The sequence below is a fragment of the Methylobacter arcticus genome (assembly GCF_050917435.1).
GTDB lineage: Bacteria > Pseudomonadota > Gammaproteobacteria > Methylococcales > Methylomonadaceae > Methylobacter_A > Methylobacter_A titanis.
Genome location: NZ_CP159583.1, coordinates 1100085 through 1115610, shown reverse-complemented (window position 1 = coordinate 1115610; position 15526 = coordinate 1100085). Strand labels below are relative to the sequence as shown.

The 15526-nt window shown below is 47.1% G+C and carries 21 protein-coding genes; 11 read left to right on the top strand and 10 right to left on the bottom strand.

What is annotated here, in order from left to right; all coding sequences use genetic code 11:
* Positions 1-66 precede the first annotated feature (66 nt).
* The 6 genes from ABXJ76_RS05440 (at position 67) to ABXJ76_RS05415 (ending at position 5668) form a co-directional block, all read left to right on the top strand.
* The gene (locus ABXJ76_RS05440) at positions 67-1083 is read left to right on the top strand and encodes a M14 family zinc carboxypeptidase (protein ID WP_432744887.1); all 1017 of its coding nucleotides are present in this window, start codon (positions 67-69) and stop codon (positions 1081-1083) included.
* Positions 1076-1903, top strand: coding sequence for an alpha/beta fold hydrolase (locus tag ABXJ76_RS05435; RefSeq protein ID WP_432744886.1), 828 nt, complete (start codon positions 1076-1078; stop codon positions 1901-1903). Before ABXJ76_RS05440 ends, ABXJ76_RS05435 begins: the two co-directional genes overlap by 8 nt.
* A gap of 90 nt (positions 1904-1993) precedes the next feature.
* Positions 1994-2791, top strand: coding sequence for a UDP-2,3-diacylglucosamine diphosphatase (locus tag ABXJ76_RS05430; RefSeq protein ID WP_432744884.1), 798 nt, complete (start codon positions 1994-1996; stop codon positions 2789-2791).
* 190 nt (positions 2792-2981) lie between these two features.
* Positions 2982-3506 carry a phosphatase PAP2 family protein gene (locus ABXJ76_RS05425; protein WP_432744882.1) on the top strand — a complete coding sequence of 175 codons (525 nt, stop codon included), beginning with the start codon at positions 2982-2984 and terminating at the stop codon, positions 3504-3506.
* Positions 3503-4543 (top strand): MJ1255/VC2487 family glycosyltransferase, encoded by a 1041-nt coding sequence (locus ABXJ76_RS05420; protein ID WP_432744880.1) that lies wholly within the window; start codon positions 3503-3505, stop codon positions 4541-4543. Before ABXJ76_RS05425 ends, ABXJ76_RS05420 begins: the two co-directional genes overlap by 4 nt.
* Before the next feature lie 366 nt (positions 4544-4909).
* Positions 4910-5668 (top strand): ceramidase domain-containing protein, encoded by a 759-nt coding sequence (locus ABXJ76_RS05415; protein WP_432744877.1) that lies wholly within the window; start codon positions 4910-4912, stop codon positions 5666-5668.
* A gap of 65 nt (positions 5669-5733) precedes the next feature.
* Here ABXJ76_RS05415 and ABXJ76_RS05410 read toward each other — a convergent pair whose 3' ends face one another.
* Positions 5734-6060: a hypothetical protein gene (locus ABXJ76_RS05410; protein WP_432744875.1), complete on the bottom strand. Its 327-nt coding sequence runs from the start codon at positions 6058-6060 to the stop codon at positions 5734-5736.
* Positions 6061-6179: 119 nt separating this feature from the next.
* Positions 6180-6872, bottom strand: coding sequence for a rhomboid family intramembrane serine protease (locus ABXJ76_RS05405; RefSeq protein WP_432744873.1), 693 nt, complete (start codon positions 6870-6872; stop codon positions 6180-6182).
* A 360-nt stretch (positions 6873-7232) separates the two neighbouring features.
* Here ABXJ76_RS05405 and ABXJ76_RS05400 point away from each other — a divergent pair, with 360 nt between their 5' ends.
* A complete protein-coding gene (locus ABXJ76_RS05400) occupies positions 7233-8567 on the top strand; it encodes a DEAD/DEAH box helicase (RefSeq protein ID WP_432744872.1) in 1335 nt (444 codons plus the stop codon).
* A 64-nt stretch (positions 8568-8631) separates the two neighbouring features.
* Here ABXJ76_RS05400 and ABXJ76_RS05395 read toward each other — a convergent pair whose 3' ends face one another.
* Positions 8632-9021: a response regulator gene (locus ABXJ76_RS05395; RefSeq protein ID WP_340123013.1), complete on the bottom strand. Its 390-nt coding sequence runs from the start codon at positions 9019-9021 to the stop codon at positions 8632-8634.
* 109 nt (positions 9022-9130) lie between these two features.
* Positions 9131-9346, bottom strand: a complete 216-nt coding sequence (locus ABXJ76_RS05390) for a DUF2905 domain-containing protein (RefSeq protein WP_432744870.1) — start codon at positions 9344-9346, stop codon at positions 9131-9133.
* A 131-nt stretch (positions 9347-9477) separates the two neighbouring features.
* Here ABXJ76_RS05390 and ABXJ76_RS05385 point away from each other — a divergent pair, with 131 nt between their 5' ends.
* The 4 genes from ABXJ76_RS05385 to ABXJ76_RS05370 all read left to right on the top strand — a co-directional run bounded on the left by ABXJ76_RS05385 (position 9478) and on the right by ABXJ76_RS05370 (position 12234).
* A complete protein-coding gene (locus ABXJ76_RS05385; RefSeq protein ID WP_432744868.1) occupies positions 9478-11076 on the top strand; it encodes an NAD(P)/FAD-dependent oxidoreductase in 1599 nt (532 codons plus the stop codon).
* Between the two features lie 379 nt (positions 11077-11455).
* Complete coding sequence (locus ABXJ76_RS05380) at positions 11456-11743, top strand: hypothetical protein (protein ID WP_432744866.1); 288 nt, start codon at positions 11456-11458, stop codon at positions 11741-11743.
* A gap of 110 nt (positions 11744-11853) precedes the next feature.
* Positions 11854-11985, top strand: coding sequence for a DUF3096 domain-containing protein (locus ABXJ76_RS05375; protein WP_432744863.1), 132 nt, complete (start codon positions 11854-11856; stop codon positions 11983-11985).
* 90 nt (positions 11986-12075) lie between these two features.
* Positions 12076-12234 carry a DUF3309 family protein gene (locus ABXJ76_RS05370; protein ID WP_432744861.1) on the top strand — a complete coding sequence of 53 codons (159 nt, stop codon included), beginning with the start codon at positions 12076-12078 and terminating at the stop codon, positions 12232-12234.
* A gap of 241 nt (positions 12235-12475) precedes the next feature.
* Here ABXJ76_RS05370 and ABXJ76_RS05365 read toward each other — a convergent pair whose 3' ends face one another.
* The 6 genes from ABXJ76_RS05365 to ABXJ76_RS05340 all read right to left on the bottom strand — a co-directional run bounded on the left by ABXJ76_RS05365 (position 12476) and on the right by ABXJ76_RS05340 (position 15477).
* Positions 12476-12892, bottom strand: coding sequence for a hypothetical protein (locus tag ABXJ76_RS05365; RefSeq protein WP_432744859.1), 417 nt, complete (start codon positions 12890-12892; stop codon positions 12476-12478).
* A complete protein-coding gene (locus ABXJ76_RS05360) occupies positions 12892-13332 on the bottom strand; it encodes a phage holin family protein (protein WP_432744856.1) in 441 nt (146 codons plus the stop codon). Before ABXJ76_RS05360 ends, ABXJ76_RS05365 begins: the two co-directional genes overlap by 1 nt.
* A 13-nt stretch (positions 13333-13345) precedes the next feature.
* The gene (locus ABXJ76_RS05355; protein ID WP_340123020.1) at positions 13346-13576 is read right to left on the bottom strand and encodes a DUF883 domain-containing protein; all 231 of its coding nucleotides are present in this window, start codon (positions 13574-13576) and stop codon (positions 13346-13348) included.
* A gap of 13 nt (positions 13577-13589) precedes the next feature.
* Positions 13590-13850: a DUF883 domain-containing protein gene (locus ABXJ76_RS05350; protein WP_432744854.1), complete on the bottom strand. Its 261-nt coding sequence runs from the start codon at positions 13848-13850 to the stop codon at positions 13590-13592.
* A gap of 73 nt (positions 13851-13923) precedes the next feature.
* Positions 13924-14154, bottom strand: a complete 231-nt coding sequence (locus ABXJ76_RS05345) for a DUF883 family protein (RefSeq protein WP_432744851.1) — start codon at positions 14152-14154, stop codon at positions 13924-13926.
* A 471-nt stretch (positions 14155-14625) separates the two neighbouring features.
* The gene (locus ABXJ76_RS05340; protein WP_432744848.1) at positions 14626-15477 is read right to left on the bottom strand and encodes a DUF2254 family protein; all 852 of its coding nucleotides are present in this window, start codon (positions 15475-15477) and stop codon (positions 14626-14628) included.
* Between the last annotated feature and the right edge of the window lie 49 nt (positions 15478-15526).

Here is a 15526-nt window from a genome sequence, read left to right as displayed (position 1 = left end):
CAACCTGTTTTTCCGGAAATAGGGTTACATTTGTCTCTCGTAGACGATATCCTCTGACTCGGTTTTATGACTGCCATTAAATTCCCTGAACTCGAACAACTTGAACGCATTATTGAGCAATTAGGGGACCGGGCCCAAACCGAGGTCATAGAAAAGATCCAATACCAGGATCATGAATTCCCCATTCATTGCATTACCCTGGGATCAACTCAGCCCGATGCGCCGGTATTGGCCTTTTTCGGCGGCGTGCATGGACTGGAGAAGATCGGTTCTGAAGTGATCCTGTCTTATATGCAAACCATCAGTCAGTTGCTGGACTGGGATCAGGAATTTCTGGCCCGGCTGGAGAAAACCCGATTGGTGTTTGTGCCCCTCGTCAATCCGGTCGGCGTTTATCTTGGCACGCGTTGCAATGGCAACGGCGTCGATTTGATGCGCAACTCACCGGTCGAAGGCGTAGGTTCTACCCGCATTTACAGCGGTCACCGCATCACACCTCATCTGCCCTGGTATCGCGGCGATCAATTAAAAATGGAAAAAGAAGCGCAAGCTTTGTGCCGCGTTGTCGATCGACATCTGTTCAACTCGCCGTTGTCCATTGCCCTGGATTTGCACTCAGGTTTCGGCATTCAGGACCGTTTATGGTTTCCCTACGCCTCACGTCTTACCCCCTTTGCCTTTATTGCCGAAACCTTGGCCTTAAAAGAACTGTTTGATCGTTGCTATCAACACCATATCTATAGGATTGAACCGACGTGCCGGGAATATGTGATTAACGGCGACCTATGGGATTATCTGTTCGATGAGTTTGTACGGCGATTTACAGACGAACGTCTATTTCTGCCGCTGACATTGGAAATGGGTTCATGGCTTTGGCTGCGTAAGAGCCCGATGCATCTTTTCTCTCGGCATGGCTTGTTTCACCCGCTTTTGCCGCATCGTCAGCAACGGATTTTTCGCCGGCATTTCATGTTGTTTGATTTTTTGCACCGCAGCCTTTTGTATCCGGAAAAATGGACACGGCTTAAACCGCAACAAAAGATAGATTATGAAAAAAAGGCATTAGGTCTTTGGTATGAATAAAACGCTGGGACAAAACTGGATTCTGCTTAGAGGACTGGCGCGCGAGTCGGCGCACTGGGGCGCTTTCATTCCCCTTTTGCAATCGACCTTTCCTGACGCTCAAGTAACGCTGCTGGATTTACCCGGTACCGGTTGTTTTCATCGGGAAACCAGTCCACGCACGATCAAGGCGATAACCGACAGCCTACGCTGTCATGCGCTGGATAAGGGTTTCATACAACAACCGGCAACGATTCTGGCGCTTTCGCTGGGGGCAATGGTGGCTTGGGAGTGGATGCGAAACTATCCCGAAGATATTTGCGGCGCAACCCTGATGAACACCAGCTTTGCCGATCTGAGCCCCTTTTATCAGCGACTACGCTGGCAAAGTTACGGAAAATTTTCCGCGTTGACGATGGCACGTGACCTGCATAACCGGGAATCGGGCATTTTGCGGTTGACCAGCAACCGCCGATATATTTCCAGGGATGCTGTGTATGCCGCAAGCCAGTCGGAAACTGGCGCGGCGCAGGATGAACAGATAATTCAAGCCTGGAAAAATATACAAAACCAACGCCCGATGAGCAGTAAAAACAGCTTCCGCCAGATTATCGCCGCAGCAAACTACCGGCCCGGCGACATAAAACCGGAGCATCCGGTTTTATTATTAAACGGGCTAGGTGATCGTCTGGTGTCGCCGACCTGCTCAGAGGCGATACACAAAAAATGGAATCTGGAACTTCGCCGCCACCCCTGGGCAGGCCATGACCTGACGCTGGATGACGGCGCATGGGTGGCATCGCAGCTGAAAGATTGGGCGTGGCTTAAAGCAGGCTGCTGAAACTTAATGAAAATGTCATCGAACAGTTAACTTCCTGTAATAATTCAGGGGTATTTTGGTAAGCGTCGAAACTTTTTGAAGCTGGCCAACATGACAATACATTATCGTTCGATCTGGATTTCAGATACCCATCTTGGGACTAAAGGCTGCAAGGCCGAACAGCTCAGAGATTTTCTTGATAACGTCGATTGCGACTATCTCTATCTGGTCGGCGATATTATCGATTTATGGAAATTCAAATCCGGCTTTTATTGGCCTGCGCTGCACAGCGACATCGTGCAACGGGTGATCGACAAGGCTAAAAAAGGCACCCGCGTCATCTACATACCCGGCAATCATGACGAGCAGTTCCGCAAACATGCCGGAATGCATTTTAACGGCATTGATATACAGCTAAACGCTATTCATACCACCCAAGACGGACGTAAGTTTCTGGTTCTGCACGGCGATGAGTTTGATAGCATCGTTTGTCACAATAAAAACCTGGCTTACATCGGCAGCGAAGCTTATGAAGTATTATTGGTCGTCAATCGCTGGTTGAATGTGTTGCGCACTAAGATGGGTTTAAAATACTGGTCTATCTCCGCATTTTTAAAGCACAATGTTAAAAATATCGTCAGCTTTATGGATAACTACCAGCATATCCTGAGCCTGGAAGCACAAAAAAGACAGGTGGACGGGGTTATTTGCGGGCATATTCATCATGCCGACATTACCGATATGGAATTCGGTAAAACCTACTGTAATTGCGGCGACTGGGTAGAAAGTTGCACCGCATTGGTCGAAGATGAGGCAGGGCAGATTACCATCTGCCGCTGGCTGGAAGAAAGCCAGCAATTGCTGGATCAGCAGCTTGAACGACAACCGGAGTATGCGAAAGTAGCGTAAGGTTGTCCGTTTAGCTTTTTTGAACAACATTGTCACCAAATCTTAAACAAACGTTCATTTCTTTGTCACAGAAAAGTTTTACTCTTGCTCCTGAAAGCTAAGGATCAAGAGTCAACAGAAAATCATCGGTTTTCTCCCTGCAAAAGATCCCATTCGATTTTTGTAGAACTTTTCTCAAGAGGATAAAGAAATGAAACTGCTCTATTCCATCCATAAATACGACGTTTTCATGTTCACCTGGCTGATCAATGCCAGAATGCACGGCACTTTGACCAAGGCTAGCCGTTATCTGTCAAAAACCGGCGATGGCCCGTTGTATCTGGTCATCATAGGCTTGTTATATTGGAGCGAAGGCTTTGACAGTCCTTTTCTGCAAGCTGTCCTGCTGGCCTTTTTAATTGAAAGGCCAATTTATTTTGTGCTAAAAAACGGTCTGAAGCGCAATCGTCCGCAAGCAGCGCTACAAAACTTCCGCAGCACTATTACCCCCTCGGATAAATTCAGTTTTCCATCCGGTCATACCTCTGCCGCTTTCATGATGGCGACTTTGCTCGGCTACTACTTACCTGTCTTGATGCCCCTGCTTTATGGCTGGGCGACTTTGGTCGGCTTCTCCCGCGTGGTACTGGGCGTGCATTTCCCGACCGATACTTTGGTAGGCGTCATCTTGGGCATCGGCACCGCACTTTTCAGTTTGGGACAAATCGTATCATGAGAATTTTTTATGGCGTACAAGGTACCGGTAACGGCCACATCACGCGCGCACGGGTTATGGCCAAAGAACTCCATGCCGCCGGAATTGACGTTACCTTTCAATTTACCGGGCGTCCTGCCGACAAGTATTTCGATATGGAGGTCTTTAACGGCTATCAATCGCGCACCGGCCTGACCTTTCATACCGAAAAAGGACAAGTCAGTTATTTGAAAACAGCGCTCGATGCCAAACCCATTACTTTTATAAAAGACATAAAGTCCCTGGATTTGAGCGGTTATGACCTGGTCATCAGTGATTTTGAGCCAGTCACCGCCTGGGCGGCAAAAAGCCGGAAGATACCGGTTTTAGGCATAGGTCATCAATATGCGTTTAATCATAAAATTCCCAGAGAGGGATCGGATCCTATCGCCAACCAAGTCATGAAATACTTTGCCCCGGCAGATAAGGGTGTCGGTTTGCACTGGCATCATTTCGGTCAACCCATTTTGCCGCCGATTATCGATACCCCGGAAACACCAAAAAACATTATCATGAACAAAATCATTGTGTACCTGCCTTTCGAAGACCCGCATGAAGTCATCCGGCTGTTGTCGCCCTTTGACAACTTCGACTTTCATCTTTACTCGCCGGAACCGGTTCCCTCAACATTCGGGCACATTAGCTGCAATCCGTTGTCTCGCGACGGTTTCCAGAAAGATTTATACGATTGTGCGGGCATTATCAGCAATGCCGGATTCGAACTGGCCAGTGAATCATTACAGATGGGGAAAAAAATTCTAGCTAAACCACTACATGCGCAAATGGAGCAAATTTCCAACGCCGCCGCCCTACAGCAGTTAGGCTATGGACATATCATGCATGACATGAGCAGTTCAATTATTGAGCACTGGCTGCATGACAATCGCGCCGTTCAAATTACCTATCCCAATATCGCCAAAGTTTTGGTGCACTGGATACAGGATGGCATGCCTGAAATGAATACGGAGTTTATTGAAGCTATCTGGAATAAAGTGAATGTTTTACGCATGGAACACTAGCTAATGACACCCGTGGAAAAATAGAATCCAGACAGCTCTCAGAGTGTTTTAAATGTCTAGTCGCGGAGTTGGCGGCGGGCATCAATCATTTGCCTTTTTTCCGGTCGGTTACTACAGTATAGATAACATAAACCACAAAAATAACAGTTAAAATATAAATGATTGCTGACATATTTGTTTACTACCCTATATTGTTTCAATCCACACCCGACCTCATCCATCGAGTGACACCCGCCGACGAATAGAGGTCGGTGGACTGTTCCTCCCTGTGAACGAGGAAGTTATCAAAATAATAACGATGCGGATGCCTCATTGTCAATGAATCTGTTAAATCCACCTTGTTTTCACGCCCTGAATGTATAACTTGTGCCTACCGATAACCGCCTGAAGCTCATATTGACGATCATTGTTATTGCAATTATCGCGGTTTTTAGCCTCGATCCCATTGCCCAAGAGCCTGATTACCATAATTTCGCCGACCAGCGTCGGCTCATCAATATAGCCAATTTTTTCAATGTACTATCCAATTTACCATTCGTCATTATCGGCATCCTCGGTATGCGACTGGTCGGGTTACGGCAGGCATCAGGGGGGTTAGTAGAGTTGCAGTCCATCTATTTGACATTTTTTGTCGGGGTATTTCTAACCGGTTTCGGTTCTGCCCATTATCACTACCAGCCCGGAAATCAATCCCTGTTTTGGGATCGCCTGCCAATGACGCTTGCCTTTATGTCGCTGTTTTGCGCTGTTGTCGGCGAATATATTTCGACCCAATTGGCTAGCAAATTATTTATCCCTTTGCTGATAACGGGCGTTACTTCGGTCATCTACTGGTATCTGACCGAACTGAATGGCCACGGCGATTTACGCGCTTATGCGCTGGTACAGTTTTTACCGCTTGTGTTGATACCGCTAATTCTGTGGCAGTTCGACTCAAGATTGAACGGAGACAACTATATTTGGGGGGTTATCGGCGCTTATGGTATTTCGAAGTTCATGGAGTTATTCGATGCTCAGCTCTATCGGATTTTTGGCCTGCTCAGCGGACACTCGCTAAAACACTTAATTGCGGCATTCGGGACGTTGATTTTTTATTGGGCATTGCAGCAGCGGCGTTTATCCTAAAAAATAGGCATAAAAAAAGGTGCGTCGAAATCGACACACCTTTTTGACAGCGAATAATAGAAAAATTAAGCTTTTACCGCATCGGCAATTTCATTAAACGCTTCAACTCTTGTTTTACCGCTCTTGATCATGTCGACACCTATGTCAACGATCATTTTGCAAAGCCCTGGCGTTTTGTAAACAATCAACGCTAAATAAGCAACCAGAGGGATGGCAATAAAAGCCGCGATAAAACCGTTAAGACCAACAACTCCCATCAGTTTTATAAGCAATACAACGGCATCCAAAGGCAGTAAAACCATGGCGCCAAAATAGACTATTACCATGAATATGGATATCACAAAAACTACAAACTGAAGTAGCCTAACCAACGCAACGTTAACTTTTTTCATATTACTTTCAATTTCCTGATAGAACTTTAAGGAGTCTTTTTAGCCAGAAAATGACTCCTGACTCTAGTATGTTGTCAAAAAAACCGTTTTTTGAAGGGCTAAATTATACCTTAACACCGTCAAAGTAATTCATTTTTTTCGGCTTGCTCTTTACGAAGAAACCAGCGATAGAGAATTGAACCTGCAACAAAGCCGCCTAAATGCGCCCACCAAGCCACATCCGTAGCAGCAACATTCTCAAATAGCATTGCCGTGGTCGCGCTATGCAACTGAACCAAGACCCACAAACCTAAAAAAGCAACGGCCGGAACATGAATGACTATCGGTAAAATTAATATAGGAATCCACACCACAACACGTTCAAATGGATATAAAAAGAAATAAGCCGCCAATATACCCGCTATGGCACCCGATGCACCGACAACCGGAATGGCAAGGTTCGGATCGAAAAACCATTGCAAATAAGTAGCCAACAAACCACACGCCAAATAAAAAATCAAAAAAGGCAAGCGCCCCATCCTGTCTTCTACATTATCGCCAAAGATCCATAAAAACCACATATTCATGATCAGGTGCAGCCAATTTCCATGCAAAAACAGACTGGTCAAAAAAGACAAGTAGCCATCAAAAGGCAAGCCATAATACTGTTTTGTATAGCGAATAGGCACCATGCCGTAAAGATTAATAAGTCGTAAACTTAACTGATCGGGCATCAATTGCATCGACACAAAAACAATAATGCAAACCGCCATTATCCCCCATGTGACTAAAGGCCTTGAATAACAGGGTGCTGTATCTCTAATGGGTATCATGGTTTTTCCTGATCTCTGTAGACGGGATGTTATTCTTGCTTTTAACCTAGCTTAAAAGCTAAAAAACCGATTTGCAATATTTCAATCCACACCCGACCTCATCCGTCGAGTGACGCCATCCGACGGATAGAGGTCGATGGATTATTAAACCTCCTCGTAAACGAGGGGGTACTGAAAAGGATAACGACGCAGGTGCATCGTTGTCAAAGTTAAATAACATCCCTGAAGGAAGAGGTTTCAAACCAGCAAGGAAATTTGATGAATAGTTATTTAATCATAACCTTGATCGCAAAAAGTCTATAATGCATAGTTAAATTGCTTCCTATCACCCTTGCGCTTTAGCAACCACTATAAAGATTCATGCACCCACATCCAATAGACAAAACGCCATCATTTTCGAGCCTATCGCTAGATGAACAACTGCTTTCGGCCGTTAAAAAAATGGGCTTTGAACAGCCTACGCCGGTCCAACTACAAGCGATTCCCCTTGTTCTGGATCATAAGGACCTGCTGGTCAGCGCCGAAACCGGCAGTGGCAAAACCGCCGCATTCTTGCTACCTACCCTGCAGCACCTGCTAAATCTGTCCTCCGGAAAAGCCGGCACACGGGCTTTGGTATTGACGCCAACCCGCGAACTGGCTCAGCAGATTTTTAAGCACTGCCAACAATTGACCGAATTTACCGACCTGAAAACAGGCCTGATTACCGGCGGCGATGATTTTAGGCTACAGCAAAATATGCTGCGCAGAAATACGGACATTGTTATTGCCACCCCAGGCAGAGTTCTGGAGTTGATGGAGCAGGAGATACCGGACTTTAGCAACCTGGAAGTGCTGATATTGGATGAAGCCGATCGCATGCTGGACATGGGATTCAGTGAAGACGTACTGACTATTGCCAATAGCTGCAATGCACAACGACAAACCCTGCTATTTTCTGCCACCTTGACCCATTTTGGCGTTATCAAAATGGCTGACAAGGTGTTAAAAGACCATAAAGTCGTTGCTTTAAATACCCTACATGACGGACACCGCAATATTGAGCAGCAGATTGTTCTGGCCGACGACAATGATCACAAACTAAAATTATTGACTTGGCTATTACAAAATGAAACCTATAACAAGGCGCTGGTGTTCACCAATAGCAGGATTCAGGCGGACATCCTGCGCGGACCGCTACGAGGACAAAAACTCCGTGTCGGTGTGCTGCATGGCGAAATGGATCAAAAAGATCGCAACCGAATGATGGAATTATTCCGCGATGGCGAAGTCAAGATCATGCTTGCTACCGATCTTGCCGCGCGTGGCCTGGACATCAAGGGTATCAATCTGGTTATCAATTTTGATGTCCCGAGAAACGGGATCAATTACATACATCGCATAGGCCGGACAGGTCGGGTCGATGAACTGGGCTTAACAATTGCGCTGGTAAAACATACCGAGTGGAATTTAATGTCCGGCATTGAACGTTTTTTGAAACAGAAATTCAAACACCGCCGCATCAAAGAACTGGAAGGTAAATATAAAGGCCCTAAAAAACTTAAAGCCTCGGGAAAGGCAACCGGCGGCAAAAATAAAATAGAACCTAAAAAAGCCGCCGTCGAAAAAGTCAAGATACGGGACAGGGACAAGAAGAATGTCGGTAAAAGGCGTGTACCGACAGTTAAACCGGACGTAGACGTTAACCAGGTATAAAAAAAGGCCCCATTCGTCATGCGAATGGGGCCTTTTCTTTATTTTAACTATCTGACTTAAGCTATTAAGAAAGCTTGGCTATAACCTGCTTAACCAAGTTGTCCGGCTTAAAAGGCTTTACGATATAAGAGGTTATTCCTGCCATAATAGCTTCTTTTACCTTGTCACCTTCAGACGAAGACGTCAGCATTATCCACGGTGGAGTTTGCATTTTAACATCGTCTTTTACTGCCTTATACAAATCAAGCCCACTCATGCCGGGCATATTCCAATCACATACAACAATATTAATTTTTATCTTCCGCATCATTTGCAATGCTTCTCCTCCACCCGGCGCATCAAAAACGTGGGTAAATCCGGCTTCTCGCAGAATAGCTTTAGTCAGAGTGCGCATTGAGGCCGCATCATCGACAATCAGAATTTTTTTCTGTAACAATTCTTGTGACATTTCCATTTTTATTCCAACGTATACTTATTACGAGCACTGCAGCACTTAATCGGCGCATTCTACAAGAACTCGAGGTATCCGACAACAGATTGCAAGAATAATGTTAACTACCCCACTATTTACGAAAAAAAAGGTTAATAATTAGCGTCAAGATGATACTAACAACCAGCATAGAGGTAATCGGAATAAAAACAAACTGCCGCTCACCCTCAATACGTATATCGCCGGGTAATTTACCAAACCAGCCAATCAGCCAAGGCGCATAAGTAAACGCCAGTCCGATAACCACCAAAACAACGCCAATCGCCGCCAGTAATTTTCCGAGTGCCATTTGTAATCTCCATTATTCGGTGAATGCACAACTAACAAGAAAAACCCCGTTAAGGTAAAATATTCTACATTTACACACTGCCACCCGCAAAACAATCGGTTCTGTAACAGGAATCTACCGGAATACATTACATGCTAAGAATCACTGAACTTAAACTCCCTCTCGATCACCCGGAAAACGGACTCAAAACTGCAATACTTGATCGGCTCTGTATCAGCACAGAAGAACTCATCACTTACACCCTATTCCGTCAAGGTTTTGATGCACGCAAACGCAATGCAATTCTGCTGGTTTACACGGTTGATGTCGAAACCACCAACGAACAGGCGATTCTTGACCGTTTTTCAGACGATCCAAGCATCACCTTAACGCCGGACAGCAATTATCGCTTTGTTACCCATGCGCCAAAAGATCTGACGCAACGTCCTGTAATCATCGGTACCGGCCCGTGCGGGCTATTTGCCGGTTTGATTCTGGCGCAAATGGGCTTTCGACCGATCATTCTGGATCGGGGAAAAGAAGTGCGGGAACGCACCAAAGACACCTTCGGTCTTTGGCGCAAAGGCGTGTTTAACCCCGAGTCCAATGTGCAGTTTGGCGAAGGCGGTGCCGGTACCTTTTCTGATGGCAAGCTTTATACCCAAATCAAGGATCCGAATCACTATGGACGAAAAGTCCTCAATGAGCTGGTCAAAGCCGGTGCACCTGATGAAATTCTTCATGTCAGCAAACCTCATATCGGTACTTTCAAACTGGTCACCGTGGTTGAGCAGATACGCGCAACTATCGAATCATTAGGTGGCGAAATCCGCTTCCAAAGCCGGGTTGACGACATCGTCATCGATAACGGCCAAGTATGCGGCGTGGTACTCGCCAATGGTGAAACCATCCAAAGCAATCATGTCGTACTGGCAGTAGGACATAGTGCACGCGACACCTTCAAAATGCTTTATGACCGAGGCGTTTATATTGAAGCCAAAGCTTTTTCCATCGGCTTTCGTATAGAACATCCGCAATCGCTGATCGACAGTTGCCGCTTTGGCAGCAACGCCGGTCATCCATTACTGGGCGCTGCCGATTACAAGCTGGTTCATCACTGTAGCAACGGGCGTTCCGTGTACAGTTTTTGCATGTGTCCGGGAGGCACCGTGGTGGCAGCAACCTCTGAACCTGGGCACGTGGTCACCAACGGCATGAGCCAATACTCGCGCAACGAGCGCAACGCTAACAGCGGCATCGTCGTCGGTATTACGCCTGACGATTATCCCGGACATCCGTTGGCGGGCATCGATTTCCAACGCCGACTGGAAGCGGGTGCCTTTAAATTGGGCGGAGAAACCTACGACGCGCCGGGGCAACTGGTTGGCGACTTTCTCGCTAAACGACCTTCTTCACAGCTGGGTACGGTACAGCCCTCCTATACACCGGGCGTGCATTTATGCGATCTCAGTTCGGCTTTGCCGGATTATGCAATAGCAGCGATACGCGAAGCGATACCGATTTTTGATAAAAAAATAAAGGGCTTTGCGATGAACGACGCGGTATTGACCGGTGTCGAAACCCGCACCTCATCGCCTATTCGCATCAAACGCAACGAGCATTACCAAAGTCTGAATAGCAAAGGACTGTATCCGGCCGGGGAAGGCGCCGGCTATGCGGGCGGAATTCTTTCTGCGGCTGTGGATGGCATCAAAGTTGCGGAAGCATTGGCTTTGGATATGAGCAAATAAATGCCGTGTGTAGCGTGTTGATTTTTCCCAATGGAAACGCTATGGCGAAGCCTTTATCTGCGTCATTATACTTTTTCTCGCGCATCGAAATTCGGCGCCTAGGTCTCTTGTCTATTTAACAGCGCCGAGGATCATGAGCTTGGGCCGTTACCGCTCAAGTCTGCGCGGGATAAGATACATCCCACGCAGACCGCGTGTGCGGTAGCGTACAGACCGCGCCTCATATTGAGGTTAACCTGCTTTTCAGTTAGTGAAACAAGGAGCGGAGATTTATCGCAACACGGCTTTTTTAGCTAAAATAACATCGCATAATTGCCATGATTTGAAGCACAAGTCGATACAAATCAGCATTAAAAATGCTAAACAACAATAAAAAAACATGAAAACTAAAGACCAATACATAGAAAGTCTGGCGGCAGAATTAAAACAGTGGAGCGCTCAGATTGACCTCTTGACTGCCAAGACGGAAAACGCAGCGGCACAGGCGAAACTCAAATACGCTGAAGAGCTCGACGTGTTACTGGCTAAACAGCATGAAGCCACTGAAAAGATGAACGAGTTGACAGAAGCCAGTGGCAATGCATGGGAAACGGTCAAAGAAAGTGCGGATAAGATCTGGGATGAGCTTAGAGTCGGTCTGGCCGACGCCGCTTCAAAATTCAAGTAAGCCGCATTACCGGATGGCAGGATTAGGGGGATCACCGACAGCAGTCCTAGCTGGATGCAGACCTCGTTCTATGTTGCCGCCACGTTGTTTTTAACTTAAGGAGAACTTTTATGAATATTGCGATCGAACCCTTACTGGCCCTTGTAATAGGGATTTTAATTTTGCTCGTGCCGAGATTTTTAAATTATTTCGTGGCCGTGTATTTGATTGTCGTGGGTGTCTTGGGACTAATGCATCAATAGCTTTACATGAAAGGGCGACCTCAAGTATCAAAATCAGGCCATTCTGGAACAATTTTCAGTTTAACGTTCTTTTTTAACAGGAGCACTATCATGTCAATTGGTACAATCTTACTCGTTATCCTTATTCTGATGCTTGTTGGAGTCATTCCAGCTTGGCCACATAGCCGTGGATGGGGTTATGGACCCAGCGGCGGACTCGGCTTGATACTGATTATTTTACTGGTTCTGATCTTATTGGGCAGAATCTAGCCGATAGGCAATACTTATACTGTCTGCACCCTGCGTATAAAACGGCTTCTAACGTAAACCGGGACAGTTGAAACCCTTGTGGGAGCGACGTCGCAATGATGTCACCGCTCCCATATTGATATAACATCAGTGCTATCAAGGTTTAAAGGGGGTCCCAGCAGCTTAAGTTAGAAGCCCTTTGCAAGACTCTCCTGAGCAAGCTCGAACGGCTTAAGTAACAACAGGAATACGCCTTTATTTTTCAATGTCTGCCAGTCAAATCGTAAGTCGTCACCGGCTGGGATTGACGTGTAGGAATTTTGTCCGGGGCTTCTTGTTGCCAATAGGATTTCATCATCCAGGCTATGGACAAGGCCGAGTATAAGGTTCGGGCGGAGGCTATGAGATTCAATACAATCCTCAAGGGTGAAGTCCCGACAGTTTGCGGCCTAGCTACAGAACTACGGAATTTGGGGGGGGGGTAGCGCTTGGTGAGTTCGCCAATGATAAATCCGATGCCGCCCGCCAGCAGCAAAGTTGCCGGAGTGGCCAGCTGTCGATGTATCTTCCTGATCAGCGTAGCGGTGCGGATATCGATTCCCTGTTGCCGACTTAACAACTGTCGCTCTGTATCTCTGATTTGAACAGCCAGTGTCTTGGGCTTAAGGTCGATTGCCATCAGGATTTCTCCTTCTTACCCTGCCCTTGAGGCATCGGCCGAAGACTGCGGAGGGTGGAGGGAAATTGTAAATAACGACTTTTGCGACGGATCACACCACAGAGGACCAACGCAAGCAACAAATTACAAGCGATGGCAAGCAGTATGTCATTGCTTGCCACGACACCATGATCTATCAGCATTAGCACCGCGACGGCTAAAAGCCCGAACCACGCACCGATCAGCAACAAGGCTGTCATCACTCCCGCCATAATCATGGCCACCAGACTCATGCCCGCACGCTGTGTTTCCAGCGCGACGAGCCGGAAACGATCATGGCCCTGCTCACGCAGTTCACGCCATAGCAATTGAGCATCTGCCAGAACACCGGAATCTTTTATCGAGCCTCCGGACTCTGAATTTTTCCCCAGAGCTTCATCATTTACGGCTTTTGGATCCATGCTATTTGCTGGTTTAACGTCCACTTAAAAAGCGGTTAAGCAGAAAGCCTGCCGCTACGGCGATGCCCAGCGATGTTATCGGGTTATCGTTAATATAACTGCGGCAACAGTCCACCATCTGCTGCTCGGCATTTTTCAATTGCTCATCTTTTTCGCCAATGGCTTCAGCGGCCTGATTGGCCGCGCTGGCGATCTGATCGACAACGTGATGTGCGGAACTGGATGCTTTGTCTATAGATTCCATAATGACTCCTTCTTTATTTTGAACTGCCGGTCACCCGGTCGGTCGAACATCCACAGATCAAGCGGCTCAGCACAAAGCCGCCCGCTACGGCAATGCCCAATGACATTATGGGATGGTCGCGGACATAACCACGACAGTTCCCCATTAATTGCTGCTCGGCATTTTTCAGTTGTTCTCCTTTTTCGCCAAGCGCTTCGGCGGTCTGATTGGTCGCACTGGCGATCTTATCAACAGTCTCATGTGCCGAATGTGATAAGTTGTCTATTGTTTCCATGATGGTTGCCTCTGTAATTTGAGCCGCATGTCATTAACGGTATTCGGGTTTATGATAGTTGACTGTTTTTAGACTAACGTCGGATTAATAAGCGACCCAGAACAAAACCGACCGCTGCCGTGATACCCAGCGACGTTAAAGGATGGTCTCGGACATATCCCCGGCAATTTTTCATCATATGCTGCTCGATAGTTATCAGTTGTTCTCCTTTTTCGCCAAGCGCTTCGGCGGCTCGATTGGTCGTACTGGCGACCTTGTCAAAAGTTTCATGTGCTAAATTAGCTGCTTTGTCTGTAATTTCCATAATGATTTCCTCGCTTATTTAAGGTGCATGTCATTCACGCCCTTGACGCTACGTGCAATGCCAACTGCTGTTTATGTCAGCCTATGAATTCAAAAATCCGCTTAATTATTGAACCACGCCTTTGAAGATTTACATATTGATCTTACCGAATCTCAGGTTAGGCTCATTAGAATAACGCCGACTTAATGTTAGTGGTGATGACGCTGTCTTCAACCTACTCTTAGGCTTTCTCGTGCTTTTGTGTCGATGTGCAGTCTGCGGCAATCATTAACGTCAGGGCCAAAAAATGCGGAACACATTTTACAGGTTAGAGCCGAATACACGTCAAAAACCCTAAAAACACTTTAACTGCAAAACCGGCCATAGTCAGTGCGGTAAAGCACATAGGGATTGTAAGCAATAACAGAAGAGAGCGGCTATTGGTTTAATTGCAGATGTAGAGTGTTCTCCAGAAAAGGACATACGCCAGCGTCACGCAGATTTACTCACCACGAAGACATAAAATTCATGTTTTCGCTTCGTGTCTTGGTGACGACCTTGCCGCTCGTAGGGAATTGTCTTAAGGGGAAGACTGTCCCTTGAAAATGGCCTCCAAGAATATGAGAGCCGTCCCAAGGAGGCTTCGATTTCGACCCTATCGTGTGCTGAGCTGATGGTGCGCAGCACTTGAAGCAGACGCGTCAGAACCGCAACATTAGCTTTGGCATTCTGCCGTATTTGGTCAAAGGCTTCGGCCAACAGGCTCTCAAAACTCGGACCTTTGGCAATCACGCGCAGCTCCCCCTGATCCAGCCAAAGTCTGGTCGCAATCCGGCGAACCGAGAGCCGGACAAGGATTGCCGTCAGGTAATCCACGCACATCACCGCAGTCGTCCTATCGTTGATGCCGGGCGACAGCGCCTTCAGGGCAACGTCCACGATTTGCCGAATACCGAAGGCAACGTCCTGTTCCACGGTACGCTGTCGGCTGATGACGTAGACCGCGTTTAGCTCGGCCGTCATTTGGTTATCCAGTCCGATCGGGCCAGACACGGAGACCAGCGAAGTGTTCTCGACGACGAACTCGCCGACGCCGCGCTCCATACACAGGATTATTCCGCGTTCCCGTGCCAGAGCCAGGAGCGCATTGACGTCGACATTTTCGATATAACCCGTTTTCCGTGCCGGAATGACAGACCAGACCTGCTCCGCGAGGAACATTGCCAGATGTCCGCCCATTTCTTCGTCGGTAGTTTCATCCAGACCCTCGGAAAATAAATGATCTACGGTTGCAATGGTCTCCTGCGCGGCTGCGGCAAGAATGTTCGACGCCTGGATAGACACCGAGATGTGGCGAGTAAACAGGTTCCACGAGTATCAGCCACTTTTCTAA

Coding starts and splice junctions, on each gene's coding strand:
- ABXJ76_RS05440 (WP_432744887.1), top strand. CDS start 67: ATGACTGCCATTAAATTCCCTGAACTCGAACAACTTGAACGCATTATT.
- ABXJ76_RS05435 (WP_432744886.1), top strand. CDS start 1,076: ATGAATAAAACGCTGGGACAAAACTGGATTCTGCTTAGAGGACTGGCG.
- ABXJ76_RS05430 (WP_432744884.1), top strand. CDS start 1,994: ATGACAATACATTATCGTTCGATCTGGATTTCAGATACCCATCTTGGG.
- ABXJ76_RS05425 (WP_432744882.1), top strand. CDS start 2,982: ATGAAACTGCTCTATTCCATCCATAAATACGACGTTTTCATGTTCACC.
- ABXJ76_RS05420 (WP_432744880.1), top strand. CDS start 3,503: ATGAGAATTTTTTATGGCGTACAAGGTACCGGTAACGGCCACATCACG.
- ABXJ76_RS05410 (WP_432744875.1), bottom strand. CDS start 6,060: ATGAAAAAAGTTAACGTTGCGTTGGTTAGGCTACTTCAGTTTGTAGTT.
- ABXJ76_RS05405 (WP_432744873.1), bottom strand. CDS start 6,872: ATGATACCCATTAGAGATACAGCACCCTGTTATTCAAGGCCTTTAGTC.
- ABXJ76_RS05400 (WP_432744872.1), top strand. CDS start 7,233: ATGCACCCACATCCAATAGACAAAACGCCATCATTTTCGAGCCTATCG.
- ABXJ76_RS05395 (WP_340123013.1), bottom strand. CDS start 9,021: ATGGAAATGTCACAAGAATTGTTACAGAAAAAAATTCTGATTGTCGAT.
- ABXJ76_RS05390 (WP_432744870.1), bottom strand. CDS start 9,346: ATGGCACTCGGAAAATTACTGGCGGCGATTGGCGTTGTTTTGGTGGTT.
- ABXJ76_RS05385 (WP_432744868.1), top strand. CDS start 9,478: ATGCTAAGAATCACTGAACTTAAACTCCCTCTCGATCACCCGGAAAAC.
- ABXJ76_RS05380 (WP_432744866.1), top strand. CDS start 11,456: ATGAAAACTAAAGACCAATACATAGAAAGTCTGGCGGCAGAATTAAAA.
- ABXJ76_RS05375 (WP_432744863.1), top strand. CDS start 11,854: ATGAATATTGCGATCGAACCCTTACTGGCCCTTGTAATAGGGATTTTA.
- ABXJ76_RS05370 (WP_432744861.1), top strand. CDS start 12,076: ATGTCAATTGGTACAATCTTACTCGTTATCCTTATTCTGATGCTTGTT.
- ABXJ76_RS05365 (WP_432744859.1), bottom strand. CDS start 12,892: ATGGCAATCGACCTTAAGCCCAAGACACTGGCTGTTCAAATCAGAGAT.
- ABXJ76_RS05360 (WP_432744856.1), bottom strand. CDS start 13,332: ATGGATCCAAAAGCCGTAAATGATGAAGCTCTGGGGAAAAATTCAGAG.
- ABXJ76_RS05355 (WP_340123020.1), bottom strand. CDS start 13,576: ATGGAATCTATAGACAAAGCATCCAGTTCCGCACATCACGTTGTCGAT.
- ABXJ76_RS05350 (WP_432744854.1), bottom strand. CDS start 13,850: ATGGAAACAATAGACAACTTATCACATTCGGCACATGAGACTGTTGAT.
- ABXJ76_RS05345 (WP_432744851.1), bottom strand. CDS start 14,154: ATGGAAATTACAGACAAAGCAGCTAATTTAGCACATGAAACTTTTGAC.